We start from the raw sequence: 21,862 nt of genomic DNA on the forward strand, positions 1-21,862 counted from the left end.
TAGAATCCCCTCATTCCTAATTCTTCATTCCTAATTCCACATTCCACCCCAACTGTTCACTGCTAACTGTTCACTGCTAACTGCTAACTGCTCACCCCCACCTACCACGCTATCCCATAATCCTCACCATGATTACTTGAGCCTCCCCAAAGGGTACCGTGTTTCCAGTCAAACCAAATGGCATTCAATGGCCCGGAGGTACGTTCTTGGAAGTCCATCTTGTAGCCTCGCTTGCGTAGATCGTTACGAATCCAAGAGGGAATAGCATTGTTGAGGGTAATTGAACCGGGTTTAATTTCATGGGCACCGAAGGAAGACTGCATTTGGTAACTGTGAATATTGGCTGCTTCGGAAGCTTCTTGCACGGTCATTCCAAATTCAACAATATTTAAAAATAGTTGCAGCAAATCCTGATCTTGGGTATCGCCTCCCTGAACAGCAAAGGATAAATAAGGCTTCCCATCTTTCAATGCCATGGAAGGAGTGAGCGTTACCCGTGGACGCTTGCCCGGTTCAAGCAAATTGTATGGATTCATGCGCTCATCCAAAACCCAAGACTGCATGCGCTGACTCAAGCCAACCCCTGTATTTCCTGCAATCACCGCAGGAACCCAACCCCCCGAAGGCGTAATGGAAACCACCCAGCCTTCCGCATCAGCTGCCTGAATAGAGGTGGTACCGGATTGGAACTCCAATAGAAATGGATCCTCAGGACCAGAAATTGGTTGCTCCGGCGTATGATAAGCCAAGGCTTCCGTTCGTTTTTCTAGTAAATCCAGGAAGGGATTTTTGCCGCCCTGAAAAGGATAAGGATCACCTGGACCTATAGTAGGGTCATTTTTTTCTTGAATCAATTTCGCACGCTCTTTTGCATATTCCTTGGACAATAAACCTCTCATCGGGCTTTTTGGCTCAAAATCAGGGTCTCCATAGTAAAAGTCCCGGTCAGCAAAAGCCAAGGACATCGCTTGGTACACCGTATTGATGTAATTAGCGGAATTGTAACCCATGGATTTTAGATCAAAATTCTCCAAAATGTTCAATGACTGAAGGAGCGCAGGACCTTGGGTCCACTCTTGCAGCTTATACACGTCTATTCCCTTGTAATTCACCGAAAGCGGCTCTTCAATCTTCACTTTCCACATAGCTAGATCTTCCATGGTGAACAATCCACCTTGCTCACGGGTAGAGCGGACGATTTCCTCCGCTATATCCCCGCTGTAGAATCGCTCATAGGCTGCATAAATCGCTTCTTTTCGGTTTTTCCCATTGGCTAGAGCAGTGCGTTCGGCTTCTACCAGTTTTCCCAAAGTCTGGTATAAATCTTCCTGAACAAAAATTTCCCCTGCATGTGGGGCTTCTCGCTCTTCTCCCAAATGAGGTAAAAATACCTTTCGGGAATAGGGCCATTCTTTGATTCTTGCTTTATTGCTCTCGATGGAATTGGCTGTTTGGGCTTCGATTGGATAGCCTTTGGCCAATTGCATGGCTGGCTTGAGCACTTGTTCCAAACTCATGGTTCCATATTCTGCCAGCATGGTCATCAAACCACCGGGTGTTCCTGGCGTAGTAGCAGCCAAGGGACCAAAAGCAGGTGGGTAATCCATGCCTTGAGATTTGTAAAATTCTATGGTCGCCCCAGTTGGAGTTACACCCATGGCGTTGATAGCAATAACTTTTTTGAGTTCGGGATGGTAAATAAGGGCTTGGGTTTCACCACCCCAACTCAGTACATCCCACATAGTGGCTACTGCTGCCAGCATGCCACAGGCAGCATCTACAGCATTTCCTCCCTGCTGGAAAATCATGGAGCCAGCTGTGGCCCCTAGAGGCTTTCCGGTGATAGCCATCCACTCTTTTCCGTGTAGGGGAGGCTTTTGGGTTGTTTGAGCAAATATGCTGTGGTTGCCTAGCAAGACAAAGGCGAGGATGAATAGGCGGAATTGCTTGAACATAGCTATGTAATTATTCTTTAGATGAATACTTGGGAGACTTTTAAAACATTCCGAGTCCGAATTTTAATTGTCCATCAATTGGTTACTGATGGGTTGGAAACCTTCAAACTGACTGTTGTAATAGGTGAAAATACTATACCATGATGAGGGGTCATTGTATCTCAGTTTATTATCAGAAACAAAGGTGGAAATCATCGTTGCTTTATCTCCAAAGATTTCCAGGAACTGATTTTTCTTTTTGGGTACCATAAAGATATCTTTCCCAACAGCATAATAATACTGATTCCGCTTCACGATTTTATCATCTTTTTCACCAACCATCAAAGCTTCGTTATAATTGGAAGCACGGATGGTGGCAACGGTTCTACGCAACAAAGGCTTTTGTCCATCCACCAATACCTCAAAGAATCCGGAAATCGGAGAACCTTCATCTTTAAAATCCATACCATTCACAAAAAATCGGGGAATATTGAAATCCTTATCCACCCAAACGACATTTTGTATGCGCAATCCAGGAATGGCGCTGACCTCATCCGAACCCTCTGCTCTTATTTCAAAAGTATTGGAATTGATCTGATAGCGGACCAAATAGCCTTCCATAACTTCTGAATTCTTATAGAGTAGGATAGAAGCCTTATTCCAGTTCCCATCTAAATAGTAGTCTCCAATCAATTGCTTCGGCTCCGGTGGAATCCCGAAAACCGCATTGCCACCCACCAGATTGGGGCGGGAGGTAAACAATTGGGCTACATTGGTAGCTCGGATAGTTTTTTGTAAAACATCCCCTGTTTTTTCTTCCATCCCCAAAGGATACAAAAGAATGGTTCCCAAATTCAGGTTGTTTTTGACATTGATCTGATTTTGGTAGGGTTCAAAACCCGGGATGAGTATCTGTACCATAAACCTTCCTTCATATATATTGGAGATTTCAAACTTTCCAGTTTGATTGCTGACAGCATAAAAAGCTGTTTCTCGAATGGTTATAGTGGCATTGCTAATTGCTTCCTCCGTAATCCCATGTTTGACAGTTCCACTGATCTGAAATGTCTGAGCATGAGATAAAATCGGAGTGAAAAGCAGGCAGAAGGCAAAAAATAGCGTACCTTGTAGTCGTATTAGAGTATTCATCGGCAAATTGGTAGTTTTATTTAGTGAAATCAAAATATCAACAATTGTTTTGGTTTAATTCAGTTCGAGTGTAATTTTATCAGTAATATAAGTATTGATTTGCAAAATCTTTCAAAAATTGGGATTTCAACAGTTTAATTTTGACAGCAGCCTCCAAGATGGGCTGGATGCCATGGGCTTCGACAAGCCAACACCTATACAAGAAGCAGCCGTTCCAGTAATTCAAGCAGGAAAAGACTTAATCGCATGCGCACAGACAGGCACGGGTAAAACAGCTGCATTTATTCTTCCCGTTATTGACAAAATCGTCAAATCGGGAAAAAGCTCCTTAAATACCCTCGTCCTCGCTCCAACCAGAGAATTGGCCATACAAATTGATCAACAGATCCAAGGTTTTGCCTATTTCGCAGGTATCAGCTCCATTCCGATTTATGGTGGTGGAGATGGGATTGCTTGGGAACAGCAGAAAAAAGCCATGGAAATGGGAGCCGAAATCATCGTAGCCACGCCCGGACGTTTAATTGCCCTATTACAGGGAAAGAAAATTGACCTCAGTTCATTAGAGCATTTGATATTGGATGAGGCGGATCGCATGATGGATATGGGATTTTCGGATGATATCCTGACCATCATCAATTACCTCCCCAAGGAGCGTCAAACCATCCTGTTCTCGGCTACTATGCCTCCAAAAATCCGCTCCTTTTCCAAGCAGATTCTGAACAGTCCGGAAGAGATAAGTTTGGCTTTGGGGAAAACTGCTGCAGGTGTCACCCAAAAAGTATATGCGGTCTATGATGGACAAAAAGAAGCGCTTATCCGCTTTATTTTAACCAGCAAGGATTATGAAGCAGTGATCATTTTCGCATCCACCAAGGACAAGGTCAAGAGCTTACACAAACTCCTAAGAAAAGACTTTGAAGTAGAAGCCTTTCACTCTGATTTAGAACAAGTTGAACGGGAACAGATTATGTCCCGCTTTAAGAATAGACAGCTGAAAATTCTTATTGGAACGGATATTATTTCTAGGGGAATCGATGTGGTGGGGATTGAATTGGTAGTCAATTTTGATACGCCAAATGACCCGGAAGACTATGTACACAGAGTGGGTAGAACAGCCCGGGCGGATTCTAAAGGGGAGGCCATTACCTTTGTTTCTGACAAAGATGCCTACAAGTATTTCAGGATCGAACAATTGATTGGAATGGAGATTGAAAAGTGTCCACTTCCAGAGGGATTTGAAGCGGGACCTGTGCTTAAACAGCGTTCAAATAGTGGTTCCTCTCAGAAAAAATCAGGGAAAAAACCATTTAAAAAGAAAAAAAATCGTCCCAAAGGAGAACGAGGAGAACACACGAAACCACAATCAGAAGGAAGTAGAGATGTTTCTCTTGCCAGAAAACCGAGAGTATCACCAGTAAACAAGCCTGCTACTCCAAGGCAAAATGAACAAGCTACAACTGGTTCCTCCGAATTTCAATCGAAGCCGTCCAAGTTTAGGCAGCGAAAAAATATCGATTAGTCCAGCTTACCAAGGGTTGGTGCGGGTAATTGTTACCTCACTGACCCTGTTTAATGCATTGAGTCGCAGGATGATTTTTAATGGCTCTTCGTCTTTTTTCACAAATTGATTACACTCCGGCCCCGGTTCAGCAAAGTAAATAAAAAAGGATTGGGAGCGATCTGCCAGTTCCACTTGGTCAGGTCTTCCAAAGGTCTTCATCAAAGCCTGATTGTCTTTGCCCAATAATTCATCCTTTAAGGGACGAAACGTTTCCACAGAAGCCAAACGGTCACCTTTGCATCCTCCCCGGTCATTTTTCCAAGCCTCAAAATCCACACCCTCCATTTCCAATTTGGATGAGCAGGCAGTGGTAAAGCCTAGCATAACTGCCAAAGCCACTAGTAAACTGAAGGAAAAGAAACGATTTTTCATGGGTGTATATTTGAATGCAAAAGTAAAGGAATATCTATAATTAACCACAATCAAAGAAACTAGATGGATGCAGCTTTGTTTCTAACTTACCTGAGGGATTCGTTTAAATTTGCATGATCAGCAGGCAGAAATATGCGCTGGTACGAAAATTCCAGACTTTCTTAAAATTCATTGAAGCGCTAGGATATTAAATTCCAGCAGCTTGTGAGACAATAAGTGCCGCAATTTGTTAGAGGCGATCATTTACAGCGTTCCATTTTCCTTTAAATAGCTATATTAGCAGGCTAAAATTGTGTGGTATGTATATTCGATTTGGAAAAGTATTTCATGGTCTAACCATTCTCCTATTTCTCTTTGTATTCCTGTATTTCTATGCAGCGCTCTCAGATAGAATTGCTTATGCAGTGGATGAGGACGGAGGTTGGTTGAAAACCATCACCAAAGGAACCTTCTTTTACACAGGGTTGATCATCTTTGGCCTCTTAAATGTAATCTTGGCCGTGCCAGGAAAAATGATTGAAAATGGAAGTATTGCTAGCTTGAAACGTCTGTTTCCCGTTGGGGATATTTTCCGTGAATATATCTTGTTATGGATTTACAGCTTCATTGGAATCATCAATGTTTCGCTTTCCATTTTGACGCTATTTGTTCATAGCATCAATAATCAAAACGAAATTTCAGCGGATAGCTTTAGCTTCTTCTTTTACCTAGTGCCAATCTTTTTCCTGACCTGGATTTTGGCGCTCTTCTGGATTTTATTCAAAAAATTTCAGGATATCAAAGAAAATTCACCCTCATAAACATTCAAATAACCCATGGCGGAAAACGTACAATATACCGAAGATAGTATTCGATCCCTTGACTGGCGGGAACACATCCGCTTGCGCCCAGGGATGTACATCGGAAAGTTAGGAGATGGTAGTGCCCAAGATGATGGGATTTATGTCCTTGTAAAAGAGGTGGTAGATAACTCCATCGATGAACACATGATGGGACATGGACGTACGATTGACATCAAGATATCGGAGCATAGAGTGGAAGTAAGGGATTATGGCCGTGGTATTCCTTTGGGAAAAGTGATTGATTGCGTGTCAAAAATCAATACCGGTGGTAAATACGACTCGGGTGCTTTTCAAAAATCTGTGGGCTTGAATGGAGTAGGTACCAAAGCTGTAAACGCTCTTTCCGATTATTTCAAAGTGCAATCCTACCGAGATGGTCAGTCCAAAGTGGCCGAATTCGAAAAAGGAATTTTGAAGCATGAGGAATTGATAGAAAAGACTTCGGACCGTAATGGAACGAAGGTGGTATTTACCCCTGATGCCAGTATTTTCAAAAATTACCATTTCATTCCCGAATATCTTGAAAATCAGATTTGGAATTATGCATTTTTGAATGCCGGGTTAACTATCAATTATAACGGGAAAAAATATTTTTCTGAAAAGGGCTTGCATGACCTTTTGACAAGAAAAGTAGATGAGGATTCCATTCGTTACCCCATTCTCCATTTAAAAGGAAATGACATTGAATTTGCCATGACCCATGCCAATCAGTATGGAGAAGAATATTATTCCTTTGTGAATGGACAGTACACGACCCAAGGAGGTACACACTTAGCAGCATTTCGTGAAGCGGTGGTGAAAACCTTGCGGGAGTTTTACAAAAAAGACTTTGATGCCTCCGATATCCGTCAGTCCATCGTGGCAGCGATTGCTGTTCGGGTGCAGGAACCGGTTTTTGAATCCCAGACCAAAACAAAATTGGGTTCACAGTCTGTTGGCCCTGATGGACCTACGTTGCGAACTTTTGTCAATGACTTTGTTAAAACAGAGCTAGATAATTACCTGCATAAAAATCCGGCGGTGGCAGATGCCATTTTGAAAAGGATTTTGCAATCCGAGCGGGAGCGCAAGGAAATATCCGGCATCAAGAAATTAGCCAATGAGCGGGCTAAAAAAGCCAATTTGCATAACAAGAAGCTGAGAGATTGCCGTTTGCATTACGATGATGCAAAAGGGGATGAGGAGTTGAAAAACAATACCATGTTGTTTATCACAGAAGGTGACTCAGCTTCCGGCTCAATTACCAAATCCAGAAATGTGCAAACACAGGCAGTATTCTCCTTGAGAGGGAAGCCTTTGAACTGCTATGGCATGACCAAAAAGGTGGTGTATGAAAATGAGGAGTTTAACCTTTTACAGCACGCCCTGAACATTGAAGATGGCATTGATGGCTTACGATTCAGAAAAATAGTCATTGCCACGGATGCGGATGTAGATGGTATGCACATTCGTTTGTTGATTATGACCTATTTCCTTCAATTCTTTCCGGATTTGGTAAGAAATGGGCATCTTTTCATTTTGGATACACCTTTATTCCGTGTCCGTAATAAAAAGGAAACCATCTACTGTTATACCGATGAGGAGCGTCAACGCGCCATTCATAAACTAGGAAAAACAGCTGAAATCACCCGATTCAAGGGCTTAGGAGAGATTTCCCCGGAGGAATTTGGAAAATTTATCGGCGAGGATATCCGTTTGGACCCTATTATCTTGAATAAGGAGACCAAAATTGCGGATCTGTTGAGTTTCTACATGGGAAAAAATACGCCTGACCGACAGAATTTCATCATTGATAATTTGAAAATCGAAAAAGACTTGGTTTTTGATGATCCTTCGAAAAAGGAGGCAGATGAAGAATCCGAAGCTGCCTAATTTCTAGGGACTACCCAAACCAATTTCAACTTAGTACACAAGCATGAGCGATACCAATACACCCAACCCAAACGAAGAAGACGCACGCTTACATGATTCCGTTCCTGTTACAGGGATGTATAAAGACTGGTTTTTGGACTATGCCTCCTATGTGATCCTGGAGCGGGCAGTTCCGGCCATTGAAGATGGTCTGAAGCCTGTCCAGCGCAGGATTCTCCATGCTATGAAGGAAATGGATGATGGACGCTTCAACAAAGTGGCCAACATCATCGGTCAATCCATGCAATACCACCCACATGGAGATGCTTCCATTGGAGATGCCATCGTCAACTTGGGTCAAAAGGATTTGTTGATCGAAACTCAAGGGAACTGGGGGGATATCCGTACTGGTGATGGTGCTGCTGCTTCCCGATACATCGAGGCACGCCTTTCCAAGTTTGCACTTGAGGTTGTATTCAACCCACAAACCACCGAATGGCAATTATCCTACGATGGAAGAAAGCGGGAACCGATTACTTTGCCTGTGAAATTTCCTCTGCTATTGGCTCAGGGGGTGGAAGGTATTGCCGTGGGTTTGTCCACCAAGATTCTCCCACACAACTTTGTTGAGTTGATCCAAGGTTCTATTGCGATCCTAAATGGGGAGCGAACCAACATACTCCCTGATTTTCCAACGGGAGGTCTGGCGGACTTTTCAGAATACAATGAAGGACTCAGAGGAGGAAAAGTAAAAGTTCGAGCAAGAATAGAGGAGGAGGATAATAAAACCCTTTTAATCAAAGATATACCGTTTGGAACGACTACCAATTCTTTGATTGATTCCATTATCAAAGCCAATGATAAAGGGAAAATCAAGATCAAGAAAGTGGTCGATAATACTGCCAAAGATGTAGAGATTCAGGTCCAATTGGCGCCGGGTCAGTCTCCCGATATGACCATAGACGCCTTGTATGCGTTTACAGACTGTGAGGTCAGCATTTCTCCAAATGCCTGTGTCATTATCGAAGACAGACCTGTATTCCTATCTGTTAACGATATTCTAGCCTACAATACCAACCAAACCAAGCAATTACTTAAGCGGGAGTTGGAAATCCGTAAGGCGGAGTTGATGGAGAAATTGTTGTTTTCCTCCTTAGAAAAGATCTTTATTGAAAACAGAATCTATCGGGATATAGAGGAATGTGAAACTTGGGATGCAGTAATTGAAACCATCGACCGGGGATTAGACCCATTTAAACCAGATTTTTATCGGGAAATCACCACAGAGGACATTATCCGCTTAACCGAAATTAAGATCAAGCGAATCTCCAAGTTTGATGCCTTCAAGGCAGATGAGCTGATGCGCAAGTTGCAGGAGGAGTTGAAGGAGGTGAATTACAACTTGAAGCATTTGACAGCTTATGCGATCAAGTACTACGAAAATCTCCTGACCAAATATGGTAAGGGTAGGGAGCGAAAAACTGAAATCCGCACATTCGATCAGATTGAAGCTACTGTCGTGGCTGCCAATAATGCGAAATTGTATGTCAATCGTGCAGATGGTTTTGTAGGTTTTGGATTGAAGAAGGATGAATTCGTCTGCGATTGTTCTGACTTGGATGATATCATTGTCTTCAGAAGAGACGGGGTCTGTGTAGTGACCAAAATCCAGGAAAAGGGATTTGTAGGAAAAGACATTATCCATGTGGCAGTCTTCCGAAAAGGAGATGAGCGCATGGTGTATAATTTGATTTACCTCGATGGAGGCAGTGGCAGGGCTATGGTCAAGCGATTCCAAGTTTTAGCTGTCACAAGAGATCGAGAGTATGACCTGACCAAAGGCGGTAAAGGCTCCAAAGTGCTGTATATGACCGCCAATGCTAACGGAGAAGCGGAGATTGTAACTGTTTACTTAACTCAGGGAGCCAAAGCAAAAATCAAGGTATTTGATTTTGACTTTAGTTCAATAGAAATCAAAGGACGTGCAGCAGGTGGAAATATATTGACAAAATACCCTGTTCGTAAGATTCAATTGAAGATGCAGGGTGTTTCTACCCTCGGAGGTTTGGATATTTATTACGATAGTTCCGTAGGTCGATTGAACACCGATCAGCGGGGTAAGAAAATTGGTAATTTCCTTGGAGACGACCGTATTTTGGTCTTTTACAAATCCGGAGAATACGAGTTGACCACCTTTGAATTGACCAATCGCTATGAGTCCGCAGATGTCTTGTTGATCGAAAAATTTAATCCTGAAGGTGTCATTTCCTGCATCTACTACGACGGAGCTAGCAAAACCTATTTTGTGAAACGCTTCTTGATCGAGACGACAACCATCAACAAGAAATTCTCGGTAGTTTCCGACCATAGGCAATCTTACTTAAAAGTAGTCTCCACCGCCAAACAACCACAGGTGAAAGTTCAGCTGCAAAAAGGCAAGGAACGAGAGGAGGTTGAATACGATTTGGACATGTTGATTGATGTCAAAGGCTGGAAAGCTATCGGTAACAAATTATCTTCCCATCCGATCCTAGACATCCAACTGATCAGTTCAGTTGCTGAAAGCGAGGAAGAAGAAGAAACAGCATCCTCCGAAACTGAAGATTCAGCATCCTCCTCCGAAGAAAACACCACCACCGAAGGCTTCGATGTAGGTTCCACCGTCGAGTTCAAAGTCAAAAAAGACGACGAGGAACAGCTGGGGCTGTTTTAGTAAATTATTGTCGAAAAGCGAGAAGTAATTCAGTCATTTAGGTGCATAGTAAGTAAACCATTAGATATAGAGAATCAATGGTTTACTTATTTGTTACTAATTCCTCACTCAAACTCCACAATTTTTCTCGCATTTCCTTAGATCTAGCAGTGGATGATGGTGTGTTTGGTTTAGAGCTTTTGAAGTAGTAACCATTCAACTTTGAGGAAATTTCCTGAGTTGCAAGATATATGGATGTGCTTGCCCCTTTGGCAGGCGTTAACATAAAAGGCTCAGCTAATTTCCACATTACTTTAAATATTCCACCTGCCTCATTTCCGAATCTTGTTTTAACCACACCTGGATGTAAGGCATAAGATGATAGTCCCTGATCTCCATAATGATCAACCAAAGATTTGCTGAAAAGGATATTACACAATTTTGCATTCGCATAAGCGGTGAATGAATTGAATCCGTTTTGACATTTGGCTAAGTTATTAAAATCAATTTTTGCTGCTCTGTGCGCTTCAGAGCTTACATTAATTACCCTAGGATGTTTTGATTTAAGTAAAACAGGGATTAATTTTTTTGTAAGTAAAAAGTGCCCCAAATGGTTTGTAGCAAATGAGAGCTCCAAACCATCAACAGTTAATTCTTTCTTCTGGAAAATTCCTCCTGCATTATTAATCAAAACATCAATAACTTTAGTATTCGCAAGTATATTTTCAGCAGCTTTTTCAACAGATTTTAAATCAGATAGATCAAGTTGAATAAATTGGATTTTTTCTTGTGTGTTGGGGCTAAATGTCTGTATTAGTTGCCTTGCTTTGTTATCGTTTCTAGCTAAAATAAAAATTTTATCAAATTTTTTAACCAATGCTTTCAAGGTTTCTTCCCCAATACCCGATGTTGGGCCAGTTATTGCAAGTATCATAGTTCAATCACATATGTTTGAGAAATAACATCAAGTTTGATTTAATGGTTTAGAAAAATATATTTCATATAAGTGTTGAAATACTTGCAAAAAAATCAAAACAATGACGCTTGGATGGCTTTAGGTTTTGAAGCTTGAATAGTACCTCGCAACATTTCTTGCATTAATTTAATGAAGCCTGGTTTCCAGTTTTCTAGATGCAATTTTAACTCTTTGCCTTCAAATCCAACAGGACCTGAAAGTCTTTCAAAACCAATCAACATGCTCCAAATTGTATAAAAGGTAATTTCTGCCTGTAATTCAGGGCGAATACTTCCATCTTTTATTCCTAGTGAAACCATTTGAACACCTAGCTTACCACAATCATGATGGATTTCCAACAGTTTTTTAAAATGCTCACTTTCCAAAATTAGGGGATGGATAGAATTTCTGCTTTCTTCGTTATTATATAACTGTACCAAATTCATAAAATTCAGGATCGCTTCATTAAGCATCCTATTTTCTAAGACGAATTCAAGATATCTGTTCGTCAGGTCGGTAACCATTTCCATGCCAGTACGTCCCTTGAACTTGAAAACTTCTCTAAAAACAGCACGAAGCTCATCAAAAGCCTTTTTCGTGACTGCCATATATAAATCTTCTTTGTTTTTGAAATAAAAATAAGTCAATCCTTTACTGATTTTAGCATGCTTGGCCACATCTTCCATCTTAGTTGCTGTGTATCCTTTGGTGCTAAAAAGTTTGATTGCACCATCTAAGATTTGTTTTTCCTTTTTTTCACGATCTTTTGTTGCCATATTTTATGAATTATATTCAAAAGTATTAAACTTCATTCAAAAAAAATAGGCTGTATAAACAGCCTATGATAACTCATTCATTATAAGTCTAGAAAATTTAACTCAATATACATAATTCAAATGATAACCATTGACTTTGATTCATAATCCTTTCTATATTTTCAATGTATGTACTCAGGCATTCTCTTAAGTTTATAGAATTTTTTAGTTTTTCATCTATGATTTGAGATTTGCCAATTTCATGGAGTTTAACTAAGCGATTTTCTAACTCTTCAAGATCAATCTTTCCATTTAAGTATAAATCCAAAACAGACCGTCTTTCATCAGATAAGTTATTGATAATTGTTCTAATTGCTATTCTATAATTCTGGCTATTAGCATTTCTACATTCACTAAAATTATTTGTTGCAGTTCTAACTCTAACTAATTGTGATAAAGAAAGATTAATACTTCGAATGCAGGAAAACAAAATGAGATCATTTCCTTCTAAAATATCTGAATCTGATCTTGAAAGTCCATAAATACCATGCATTCCATCATTTTCTACACTGAAATCTTCACTTTCAGTACCACCGAGTAAATTAAATTGAAAGAAAGTGTTATGCAACGATTCGATTAATATTTCGCGTCGTTCATTTGGGCCAATAGAATCATCTTCTAATCGACAGGAATTTAATATCCCTGTCAGAATAAAAGCAACGAATAATTGGGCCAATAATCTTTTCATGAACACTTACTTTATTATGTAAAGTCAATAATTTAGAAAAAAATTCTCATATTAAAGTAGATATATTTTACTTAATTTGCACGATGTAATAGTTCTTTTTCCCTTTTTGAACCAACAAATACTTATTCTGAAGCAAGCTGAAGGATGGTTTAGCCTGTGGGTCAGAAACTTTTTCCTTATTGATCGCAACACCACCTCCTTGAATCATTTTTCTTGCCTCACCTTTGGAAGGGAAGATAATAAAGTTTGTTTGCTCAGACAGCAAATCCACTAGTGAAGCACATGCCTCATAGGATTCTTTGGAAATTTCAGCTTGAGGAACACCTTCAAACACCTGTAAGAAAGTACGTTCATCTAAGATTGCTAAATCTTCTGTAGATGATTTTCCAAATAAAATCTCGGATGCTTTCAAAGCCATTTCATATTCCGCTTCCCCATGCACCATGATTGTCACCTGTTTGGCTATTTCACGCTGCAATGCCCGTAGGTGGGGGGCCGCTTGATGTTCTTCCTCCAACTTTTCAATGGTAGCTTGATCCAACACAGTAAAAATTCGGATATACTTTGCAGCATCTTCATCGGATACATTCAGCCAAAACTGATAAAATTTATAAGGTGAAGTCTTTTCAGGATCTAACCAAACAGAGCCTGATTCGGTTTTTCCGAATTTGGTACCATCAGCTTTGGTAATCAATGGAACAGTCAATGCGTAGGCGGAACCACCTTCCATTTTTCTAATCAATTCTGTTCCTGTTACGATATTCCCCCATTGATCGGAGCCACCTAGTTGGATGCTAACATTGGAATTTTTCCACAAATGATAGAAGTCATACCCCTGAATCAGTTGGTAGGAAAATTCAGTAAAGGATAGGCCATTACCATCTTCCAATCTTCTCTTGACTGAGTCCTTAGCCATCATGTAATTGACCGTAATGTATTTGCCTACATCCCGGATAAATTCCAAAAAGCTAAATTGGGACATCCAATCGTAGTTATTTACTAGTTCGGCTTTATTAGAGGCTCCTTCGGAGAAATTTAAAAATTTACCCAATTGCTGTTGCAAGCAGGCTACGTTATGGTCAAGTGTTGCTTTATCTAACAAATTTCTTTCAGCAGATTTGAAACTTGGATCCCCAATCATTCCTGTCGCTCCACCTACCAAGGCAAAAGGCTTATGTCCGGCACGTTGAAAATGCAAAAGCGTCATCACACCAACCAAATGCCCAATATGTAAAGAATCTGCTGTAGGATCAAAGCCAAGATAGGCAGAGGCCATGCCTTTGGCTAAATGTTCCTCAATCTCAGGTGTCATATCCTGAAGCATTCCTCTCCAGCGTAATTCTTCTATAAAATTGTTCATGTTGACTACTAAATTTTTGAATGCGCAAATATAGACTATGTTAACCAAACAAACTTTTCTCTGCTTTGAAAATTGGGCAACTAAAATGAATCTATGCTTCCGAAGTTTAAAATAGAAGCTAGGAATCTACATTCTTTAGTCTAAAAACATCCTCAGCTGTGTCCACATCAAATGCACCTTTTGGAAAGGAGATCGTATCTACATCCTCAGGATACTTGAAAAAAAGTTTCTTGGCACCCATATCCTTTTGTTGGGAAAGTAATTCTTCAAAATAATCCCGATGGATAAAAGCTGGAACTCCTAAGGTATCGGAATAAGCAGAAGCAATCAACTTTTTATTAGTTGATAAATGTTTGTTTTTTAATTGAGTAATTACATCTGTATCAACAAAAGGTTGATCTGAAACCAATAAAAAAATCCCATCGATTGCATCCTCTTTCAATAGGGCGGATAAGCCCAATCGTAAGGAAGTTGACATGCCATCTGACCAAGTCTCATTGATCACGTAAGGAAAGGGGTAGTTTTGAAATACATCAAGAATCTTGGCTGCATGAGCACCTAGTACTACCAATAACCGCTGACCTACCACTGGGCTGACAACTTCTATTGCATGCTGAAGCAACATTTTTCCTTGGTATTCCAACAATTGCTTGGGTTGCCCCAGACGCGTAGATGCTCCGGCGGCTAGAATGATGGCAGCAAAATCATTCATGGCTCGCATGAATTGGTCCCTCCAATGCTCTCAAAAATCCTGCTGGCTTCCTTTGCAGCACAGCCATTATTTCACTCAGTGCGGATAGTGCTATCGCTTCCGAACCCTCTGCACCAATATGCAATCCCATGGGCCCATAAATCCTGTCTTGTGGGATACTTAGTCCTTGTTTTTCCAAGCGCTCAAAAAGCTTCAATGATTTCTTTTTGGGACCAAGGATTCCAATGTAAGGTAAGGGTAGGGGAAGTAGACTTTCGAGAAGGGTAGCCTCGTATTCGAAATTGTGGGTCATGAGAAGTGCCACAGTGTATTTATCCACTTCAATTCCGATCAAGGCCTCAGAGGCAGAACGAACACGAACTTCTTTCGCTAAGGGAAATCGCTCAGCGGTTGCATGGGTTTTTCGTCCATCCGTTACGGTCACTTCCCAACCTAAAATAGCAGCAAGTTGCGTCACAGCAATCGTATCATTGCCGGCTCCAAATAAGAGGATATGAACAGGAGGGTAGATGGGTTCAATTAAACAGAAATGCGCTTCATTTTCAGCTATTTTTTTTACTATAGTATTTTGTATATCAACATATTGACTGTACTCATCTAATAATTGATTGATTAAATCTAAAGTATTAGGTGTAGATCGAAAGAATGTTTCTGTTTGAGTTAAACAGGCAACAGTTCCAACTTGATTTTGAGCGGTAGGATCCAGGTCAAAAAGCGTTAATAGTGTAGCAGTTTCCCTATTGGAGATAGCTTTTTCGAGGAGTTTTACGGGATTGCTTGCATCCTTAAAATCAACCGATTCGATCAGTACATGAATAATACCATTGCACCCCAATCCAACACCAAATTTTTGATCATCTTCATCGGTGGTATCATACATCACAATGCTAGCGCGCTGTTTGAAAATGACTGCTTGAGCTTTCCTTAGCGCATCACCTTCCAGGCAACCACCAGAAATAGCACCCGTAAGTTGACCGTTTTCAGACACCAACATGCGTGCACCAGGTCTTCGGTAAGCTGAACCTTCGACTTTTACGACGGTTGCAAGTGCACAGGATTCATTTCTTGATTCATACAGGTGATACTGACGGATGATTTCTTTAAACTCTTTCATTGTTTCAAAAATAGCGCTATTTAAAACTTAGTTCAATGTTAAATTCATTTTTTACAGTAGATTTAAGCCAACAATCCAAGATTCATCACATGATCAATCCAAAAATTGCAGAAATAAAGAAATCGTTAAATTATTTAGACGAAAAGGAATTACGGAGTTTACTGCTGGATATTATCGGGTTTACGACGGATAATAAACGTTATGCATATTTTAAGTTGCATGAACAGCAAGATGAGCATTTCTTTTTGGTAGAAAGTAAGGAATTCTTGGGAGAAGAATTTGGTAAGGCATCTATGGCAAATTTTTGGTCAAGTAAGAAATCTCTACAGAAGCTTCGTAGCACCTTGAATAAAATGTTGAAGTTTACCAAACGGAAAGAATTTCAACTTGAGTTGATTTTATTTTTCTGTGAGCAAACCAAAGAATACGGCTATCTAGATTATAGACATCCGGTCATCCACAACTTGTATCATACACAGCTTCGCAAGGCAGAAAATCTAATCAGCAAGCTACACGAGGATTTGCAGTACGATTACCAGATGCAGTTGGAAGAGTTGGCGGTGGAAAGTGAATAGTGATCAGTGAACAGTGAGTAGTGAAATTGCAAAAGGATGAAGGTTGAAAATGAAATATGCTAGCGCGAAATAAATTGAAATTTGCTTTCGGCGATATAATTGCGGCGTGTTGGTAAAAGAATTATTCTTAAAAAAATTGTCAAGTAATTTTAGGATGAGACAAAAATAAGAAGTGAGAGAGCAGTTAGCGTACCGGTGGCTGAGCGGAGTTGAAGCCATAAGTCTTTTATCTAAATCCTTGGTACTTGGTACATGGTTCTTTGTACTACCTATAATTGTTATATAATTTACATTATGTTAAATAGAATTACGCAAGAGTCCCTAACATAGAACAATCATAGCCCTTTAGCCTATCTACAGCACCTTGAAAAATTTGAAGCTTCCTCCCTTTTCTATCGGCCTATTGATGGGTCCGCTATTCTTTCTGGTCCTTTTGTTATGGCCGGATTTATTTGGCATGACTCCTGAAGCTCAGGTAATGCTTGCAGTGACAGCATGGATTGCAACTTGGTGGATAACTGAAGCAATACCTATTCCTGCAACCTCTTTATTACCCTTGATACTATTACCACTTTTGGACACTATGCCAATTGCTGAGGTTGCCAAAGCTTATTCCAATAAGATGGTTTTGCTCTATATGGGCGGATTTATGATAGCTGTAACCATAGAAAAATGGAATTTGCACAAACGCATAGCGCTGACAATCATTCATTGGATTGGTACGGATTCTAAAAAGATAGTTTTAGGTTTTATGGTTGCTACTGCATTTTTATCCATGTGGATATCTAATACAGCGACCTCCTTGATGATGTTGCCTATTGGAATCGCAGTTATCATCCAATTGGATGGAAATGAGGGGAAATTCAGAAAAGGAAGCAGTTTGGGTAAATCTCTGATGTTGGGAATCGCTTATGCGGCGTCTATTGGTGGTATTGCAACCCTTATAGGAACCCCTACCAACATTATTTTAGCCAGTGTTATCAAAGAATTATATGGATTTGAGATTAGTTTTGGACAATGGATGAGTTATGGATTTCCGGTAGCCTTATTTTTATTGGTCATCTGTTGGTGGTATTTGACCAACATTGCATTTCCTTCTACCGCAGGCTTGTCAGATTTAAGTGCTGGAAAATCGGAGATTTCCAAGCAATTACAGGATCTAGGGCCCCTATCCTATGAAGAAAAACGGGTAGGTTTAGTATTCTTATTGGTGAGTTTAGCCTGGATCTCCCGCAGTTTCGAAAAAGTAAATGAATTACTGCCTGGGTTAGATGATACAGTGATCGCATTGGTTGGGGTATTAGTTTTGTTTGTCCTACCAAGTTCCAAATCATCAGAAAAACTATTGGACTGGAAAACAGCAGAGAAAATTCCATGGGGAATCTTGATTTTATTTGGCGGAGGTTTATCCCTAGCAGAAGGTTTTAAAGTAACCGGACTTGCTGAATGGACTGGAAGTCAGTTTGTGTTCTTGGACGTTATGGCATTTGGTTTGTTTTTGTTGATCATTGTTTTGGCAGTCAATTTCTTAACCGAGATAACCTCCAATGTCGCTACTGCCTCCATGTTGTTACCCATTTTGGCTGCTGTCTCCTTATCTATGGGAGTGCATCCCTTTGCATTAATGTTTGGGGCTACGATGGCAGCCAGTTGTGCTTTTATGCTTCCCGTAGCCACCCCACCCAATGCCGTGGTCTTTGGTTCCGGCTACCTTGAAATCAAGGATATGATGCGTGCCGGTTTTTGGTTAAACGTCTTTTCGGTGTTGGTTATCACTTTGATTACAAGGTATATACTTCCCTTGATTTGGGGATTGGATTTGTTTGAATATCCTTTTTAAAGGAAATAGTATAAAAAAAGGCCAAACCTTTTATCTGTTTAGCCTTTTTTATGCACAAATCTTTACATTTATTTTTGATGATATTTGTTAAAATATTCCAAAGCAATCGGCATTTGCTTATTTAATTCATCTTTTCGCCTATTTGGTCCTGGGTGTGTAGAAAGAAATTCAGGCGGTGCTCCTCCCCCTCCAAGATTGGCCATTCTTTCCCAGAAATCTGGAGCAACTCTTGGGTCATAGCCTGCCATTGCCATAAAATTAAGTCCCAATTGGTCTGCTTCCAATTCATGTTTCCTACTAAATGATAACATTTTTAATTGACCTCCTACCCCAAAAGATTGTAGAAATATTTGCTGGGTCAAGGTTGGGTTTTGGCCCATAGCGACTTGGGCGCCACCAATCAAGCCATTCAATAACAAGCCATTTGACATTCGCTCTCTACCATGATTGGCAATAGCATGTGCAACTTCATGTCCCATCACTACTGCCACACCAGCTTCATCTTGGCAAACAGGCATAATACCAGTGTAAAAAGCAACTTTTCCTCCTGGCATACACCAAGCATTAACAATGTCTTCCTGGATCAAATTAAACTCCCATTCGAAACCTTGTAGCTGTCTTTCCATGCCATTTTCTTTCATGTAAAACTCAACAGCCTCTGCAATTTTTTTACCAACACGGACGACCATTTGGCCCTCAGGAGTATTCGTAACCAGTCTACCTTCCCTCAAAACTTGACTGTACTGCTCAAATGACATAGGAAGTAATTCAGCATTACTTACTAAAGCTAACTGATTACGGTTAGACATAGGAACTTTGGCACAACCGTAGGCTATTAAGCCAGCTGCCAACAAAAAGATAATTTTTTTCAACATAGGGTTTAATTTTTTTACAAAACTGGCCAAAAAACATGCCAGTTCAAAATCACTTTCAATTATAACTTATATTAACTTACCTTTCTTGTAATCCAATTAATCAATGCTTGCTTATACGCATCCTTTGGTTGCAGAAGCAAATCGTCTACCTTTTTCAAACTTCCTCCCAACATGAGGTTTTCGTATTGCGGGAGACGGACTAATTTGAATCCGTGTAAGCGACTAATTAGGTCGTATTGTGCATCATTATAAGCTGTCAATTTCCATCCAGAAGCACCTGTCCCGATAAGGTCTCCTGTATCCTGAGAAGGACCAAAGACCTTTTGTGCAATAGGAGGACCATTCCAGATTCGCTCTTGGATGCCTGCTTTTAAACAATCTTTCTCATAAGTTCTACATAGGCGCTTGTAACTTTCAACCCAATCGAAAGAAAAGGTGTCGTACAAATCAGTTTTCAGTGTATGCAAGCGATACCTATTGAAATGCACCTCATCATCGTAAATAAATACGTAGCGCTGTATTTTGAAATCAAACCTAAGCTTTTCCAAAATGGGTATATTTCCTTTTCCTTCTAGAGAATCAAAAATACCTTTCAGCAATTCTTCTCCTTTACCTTTAATATATGCAGGGTTGACCTCTAAGGAAAAAGACGGTTCCAAATCCAAATCGGATTCCTGCAAAATGCTGAGCAAATTGGTGATTTTTAATTGATGTTTGGACATAAAAATTAATCCTGTTGAACTTCCAGACTGCTGTCACCTTCCCGAAGTATTTCCCAGGTATGATCTGCCAATAATTTGATTTCGGCTACAAAAATGAATTTCTTGGATCTACCCCACTCCTCTGGAGCGACCATACTTAAAAAATCTGTTCCATCAGCTTTTTCATATAAAAAATAAACATGATTTATCAAGGGCTCAAAGGACATGGAAGATTGATAGATTCTCTCAGAAACCTCTATTCTTTTTTGTATTAATTTAGCCTGTTCTGCTAGTAAAGACATTTGCTGATAGATTTGTGACATCTGCATATCTGTTTGGGAATGCATAGCTGCAACAGCACGACCAGTGATCTTTCCTTTATCTTCGGGCTTGATTATGGCACTTCCGGATTGATGTGCATAAGGAAGTAACCCCGGTTGATCCGTGGTTTTTTCCTTCATTTTTTCTAAATCAATCCTATCAATATCAATCTTATTGTTTTTCACTTGATGAATTACTTTCGGTTGTTTCTGAGGGTGCAATACGCTCTTTTAAATTACCTTTAGAGCCAGGAAATGTAGTACGTGTAGAAATATCATAACTTACTCCTAAAATTATCAACATGAAAACTATAGCTAGAATAAGGAAAATCAATTTATTTCTATTCATACCTCCTTAACAATAAATTTATGGGTACAGTTTAAAGCAATTCAAAATTACTATGAAAATCAAAATAATTAAGGCGTTAATCTTTAAATTTTAACCAACCCCCTATTGACTATAATGGCATTTGTATAATAATTTGGTTAAGAAACTCTATAAATTTAAACTTTGGATTTATTTTTTAATTCTACTGAAAAAGCTGTGACTATTCCTACAATAGCACCTGACAAATGAAATTCCCAAGATATCTTTCTTTCAGTTGGTATTACTCCATAAATTAGACTACCATAAAAGAAAAGAGTTATCAATGAAATCAAGAAATATTTTAAACGGAATTTCAATATTCCAGCTGTGATGATAAAAAAAACCAATGTGTAAACGATTCCAGAAGATCCAATATGAAAATATGGCCTGCCAGAAAACCAAACAATTATCGAAGGTATAAAGTAGGCAAAAACTAAAATTCGATCAGCATCTTTTCTATAAAAAAGATACAAAAAAGAACTTAATACTATAAAAGGTACAGCATTTGACATAAAATGCCCCATAGAGCCGTGAATCAAAGGCGCAAAAATAATACCGATCAGATTTTTTATACTTAATGGTTTTATTCCCAAAAAACCTAAATCAATCACAAAAGAATATTGTATCAATGTGATTACAAGCATTAAAAATGCAAGTTTTAATGGAACCTCAATACTTGATTTGATCAAAGAATGCAACTGCTTCATTAAATTTTAATAACATTTTTTTTGGTTTAACTCAAGATTAAAACTTGAAATTTTTATATTTACTATTAATTGGTTAAAAGAGGAATTCTGAATGTATCATTTCATTAACCCACAGATAATTGTCCAATACTTTGGTGACGAAGATGAATCCCTAATTGCAGAAATGATTAGGATGATTAGGGACACTAATTTAACTGAGTTATCACTATTAGATGATGCTTTTAGTAAAGAAGATTACATGCATATTAAAAGAGTATGTCATAAGTCAAAGCCATCCTTGAGTTATATTGGTGCAATAAGTTCAAGAGGGTTAGTAGAACAAATTGAACAAGATCCTTCATCAACTTATGAGATTTATGAACTTTTAAAAGTTGAAATCTCATCAATTATTCAAGAACTAAAGCATTATGAATCTACTCTTCAGTAACACTA

Annotated in this window: 20 protein-coding genes; 7 read left to right on the plus strand and 13 right to left on the minus strand. The window is 39.5% G+C overall.

All coding sequences use genetic code 11. The features are described 5' to 3' along the window. Positions 1 to 101 precede the first annotated feature (101 nt). Together IE080_RS03915 and IE080_RS03920 are read right to left on the minus strand one after the other, a co-directional pair. The gene (locus tag IE080_RS03915; protein WP_189579133.1) at positions 102 to 1,955 is read right to left on the minus strand and encodes a gamma-glutamyltransferase family protein; all 1,854 of its coding nucleotides are present in this window, start codon (positions 1,953 to 1,955) and stop codon (positions 102 to 104) included. A 63-nt stretch (positions 1,956 to 2,018) separates the two neighbouring features. Continuing rightward, positions 2,019 to 3,083, minus strand: coding sequence for a carboxypeptidase-like regulatory domain-containing protein (locus IE080_RS03920; protein WP_189579134.1), 1,065 nt, complete (start codon positions 3,081 to 3,083; stop codon positions 2,019 to 2,021). 118 nt (positions 3,084 to 3,201) lie between these two features. Here IE080_RS03920 and IE080_RS03925 point away from each other — a divergent pair, with 118 nt between their 5' ends. Beyond that, complete coding sequence (locus tag IE080_RS03925) at positions 3,202 to 4,602, plus strand: DEAD/DEAH box helicase (RefSeq protein WP_189579135.1); 1,401 nt, start codon at positions 3,202 to 3,204, stop codon at positions 4,600 to 4,602. 6 nt (positions 4,603 to 4,608) lie between these two features. Here IE080_RS03925 and IE080_RS03930 read toward each other — a convergent pair whose 3' ends face one another. After that, on the minus strand, positions 4,609 to 5,016 hold the full coding sequence (locus tag IE080_RS03930) for a hypothetical protein (protein WP_229800486.1): 408 nt from the start codon (positions 5,014 to 5,016) through the stop codon (positions 4,609 to 4,611). Between the two features lie 299 nt (positions 5,017 to 5,315). On the opposite strand from IE080_RS03930, the gene IE080_RS03935 reads away from it, so the two are divergent. From IE080_RS03935 to IE080_RS03945, 3 genes are read left to right on the plus strand one after another with little or no spacing between them, the layout of a single operon-like run. Beyond that, complete coding sequence (locus IE080_RS03935; protein WP_189579136.1) at positions 5,316 to 5,816, plus strand: DNA topoisomerase IV; 501 nt, start codon at positions 5,316 to 5,318, stop codon at positions 5,814 to 5,816. A 15-nt stretch (positions 5,817 to 5,831) separates the two neighbouring features. Further along, on the plus strand, positions 5,832 to 7,730 hold the full coding sequence (locus tag IE080_RS03940; protein WP_189579137.1) for a DNA topoisomerase IV subunit B: 1,899 nt from the start codon (positions 5,832 to 5,834) through the stop codon (positions 7,728 to 7,730). 43 nt (positions 7,731 to 7,773) lie between these two features. Next, the gene (locus IE080_RS03945; protein WP_189579138.1) at positions 7,774 to 10,422 is read left to right on the plus strand and encodes a DNA gyrase/topoisomerase IV subunit A; all 2,649 of its coding nucleotides are present in this window, start codon (positions 7,774 to 7,776) and stop codon (positions 10,420 to 10,422) included. 82 nt (positions 10,423 to 10,504) lie between these two features. On the opposite strand, the gene IE080_RS03950 is transcribed toward IE080_RS03945, so the two are convergent. From IE080_RS03950 to IE080_RS03975, 6 genes are all read right to left on the minus strand, one after another. Beyond that, positions 10,505 to 11,335 (minus strand): SDR family oxidoreductase, encoded by an 831-nt coding sequence (locus tag IE080_RS03950; RefSeq protein ID WP_189579139.1) that lies wholly within the window; start codon positions 11,333 to 11,335, stop codon positions 10,505 to 10,507. A 95-nt stretch (positions 11,336 to 11,430) separates the two neighbouring features. Further along, positions 11,431 to 12,132 (minus strand): TetR/AcrR family transcriptional regulator, encoded by a 702-nt coding sequence (locus IE080_RS03955; RefSeq protein ID WP_189579140.1) that lies wholly within the window; start codon positions 12,130 to 12,132, stop codon positions 11,431 to 11,433. 97 nt (positions 12,133 to 12,229) lie between these two features. Continuing rightward, positions 12,230 to 12,859, minus strand: a complete 630-nt coding sequence (locus tag IE080_RS03960; RefSeq protein WP_189579141.1) for a hypothetical protein — start codon at positions 12,857 to 12,859, stop codon at positions 12,230 to 12,232. Positions 12,860 to 12,926: 67 nt separating this feature from the next. Beyond that, a complete protein-coding gene (gene tyrS / locus IE080_RS03965; protein WP_189579142.1) occupies positions 12,927 to 14,219 on the minus strand; it encodes a tyrosine--tRNA ligase in 1,293 nt (430 codons plus the stop codon). A 118-nt stretch (positions 14,220 to 14,337) separates the two neighbouring features. Next, positions 14,338 to 14,931, minus strand: a complete 594-nt coding sequence (locus IE080_RS03970) for a nucleotidyltransferase family protein (RefSeq protein ID WP_189579143.1) — start codon at positions 14,929 to 14,931, stop codon at positions 14,338 to 14,340. After that, the gene (locus tag IE080_RS03975) at positions 14,924 to 16,045 is read right to left on the minus strand and encodes an XdhC family protein (protein ID WP_189579144.1); all 1,122 of its coding nucleotides are present in this window, start codon (positions 16,043 to 16,045) and stop codon (positions 14,924 to 14,926) included. Before IE080_RS03975 ends, IE080_RS03970 begins: the two co-directional genes overlap by 8 nt. A gap of 35 nt (positions 16,046 to 16,080) precedes the next feature. On the opposite strand from IE080_RS03975, the gene IE080_RS03980 reads away from it, so the two are divergent. Together IE080_RS03980 and IE080_RS03985 are read left to right on the plus strand one after the other, a co-directional pair. Continuing rightward, positions 16,081 to 16,620: a hypothetical protein gene (locus IE080_RS03980; RefSeq protein WP_229800487.1), complete on the plus strand. Its 540-nt coding sequence runs from the start codon at positions 16,081 to 16,083 to the stop codon at positions 16,618 to 16,620. Positions 16,621 to 17,026: 406 nt separating this feature from the next. Beyond that, complete coding sequence (locus IE080_RS03985) at positions 17,027 to 18,460, plus strand: SLC13 family permease (RefSeq protein ID WP_189579176.1); 1,434 nt, start codon at positions 17,027 to 17,029, stop codon at positions 18,458 to 18,460. Between the two features lie 68 nt (positions 18,461 to 18,528). Here IE080_RS03985 and IE080_RS03990 read toward each other — a convergent pair whose 3' ends face one another. From IE080_RS03990 to IE080_RS04005, 4 genes are all read right to left on the minus strand, one after another. Next, entirely contained in the window at positions 18,529 to 19,335 is an 807-nt protein-coding gene (locus tag IE080_RS03990) for a M48 family metallopeptidase (protein WP_189579145.1), read from the minus strand. A 71-nt stretch (positions 19,336 to 19,406) separates the two neighbouring features. Then, the gene (locus IE080_RS03995; RefSeq protein ID WP_189579146.1) at positions 19,407 to 20,057 is read right to left on the minus strand and encodes a DUF7255 family protein; all 651 of its coding nucleotides are present in this window, start codon (positions 20,055 to 20,057) and stop codon (positions 19,407 to 19,409) included. Between the two features lie 5 nt (positions 20,058 to 20,062). Next, on the minus strand, positions 20,063 to 20,542 hold the full coding sequence (locus IE080_RS04000; protein WP_229800488.1) for a DUF2452 domain-containing protein: 480 nt from the start codon (positions 20,540 to 20,542) through the stop codon (positions 20,063 to 20,065). Between the two features lie 318 nt (positions 20,543 to 20,860). Then, complete coding sequence (locus IE080_RS04005) at positions 20,861 to 21,430, minus strand: rhomboid family intramembrane serine protease (RefSeq protein ID WP_189579147.1); 570 nt, start codon at positions 21,428 to 21,430, stop codon at positions 20,861 to 20,863. Positions 21,431 to 21,521: 91 nt separating this feature from the next. Here IE080_RS04005 and IE080_RS04010 point away from each other — a divergent pair, with 91 nt between their 5' ends. After that, on the plus strand, positions 21,522 to 21,857 hold the full coding sequence (locus tag IE080_RS04010) for an Hpt domain-containing protein (RefSeq protein ID WP_189579148.1): 336 nt from the start codon (positions 21,522 to 21,524) through the stop codon (positions 21,855 to 21,857). Positions 21,858 to 21,862 lie beyond the last annotated feature (5 nt).

This window comes from Mongoliitalea lutea, assembly GCF_014652135.1.
GTDB classification, from domain to species: domain Bacteria; phylum Bacteroidota; class Bacteroidia; order Cytophagales; family Cyclobacteriaceae; genus Mongoliitalea; species Mongoliitalea lutea.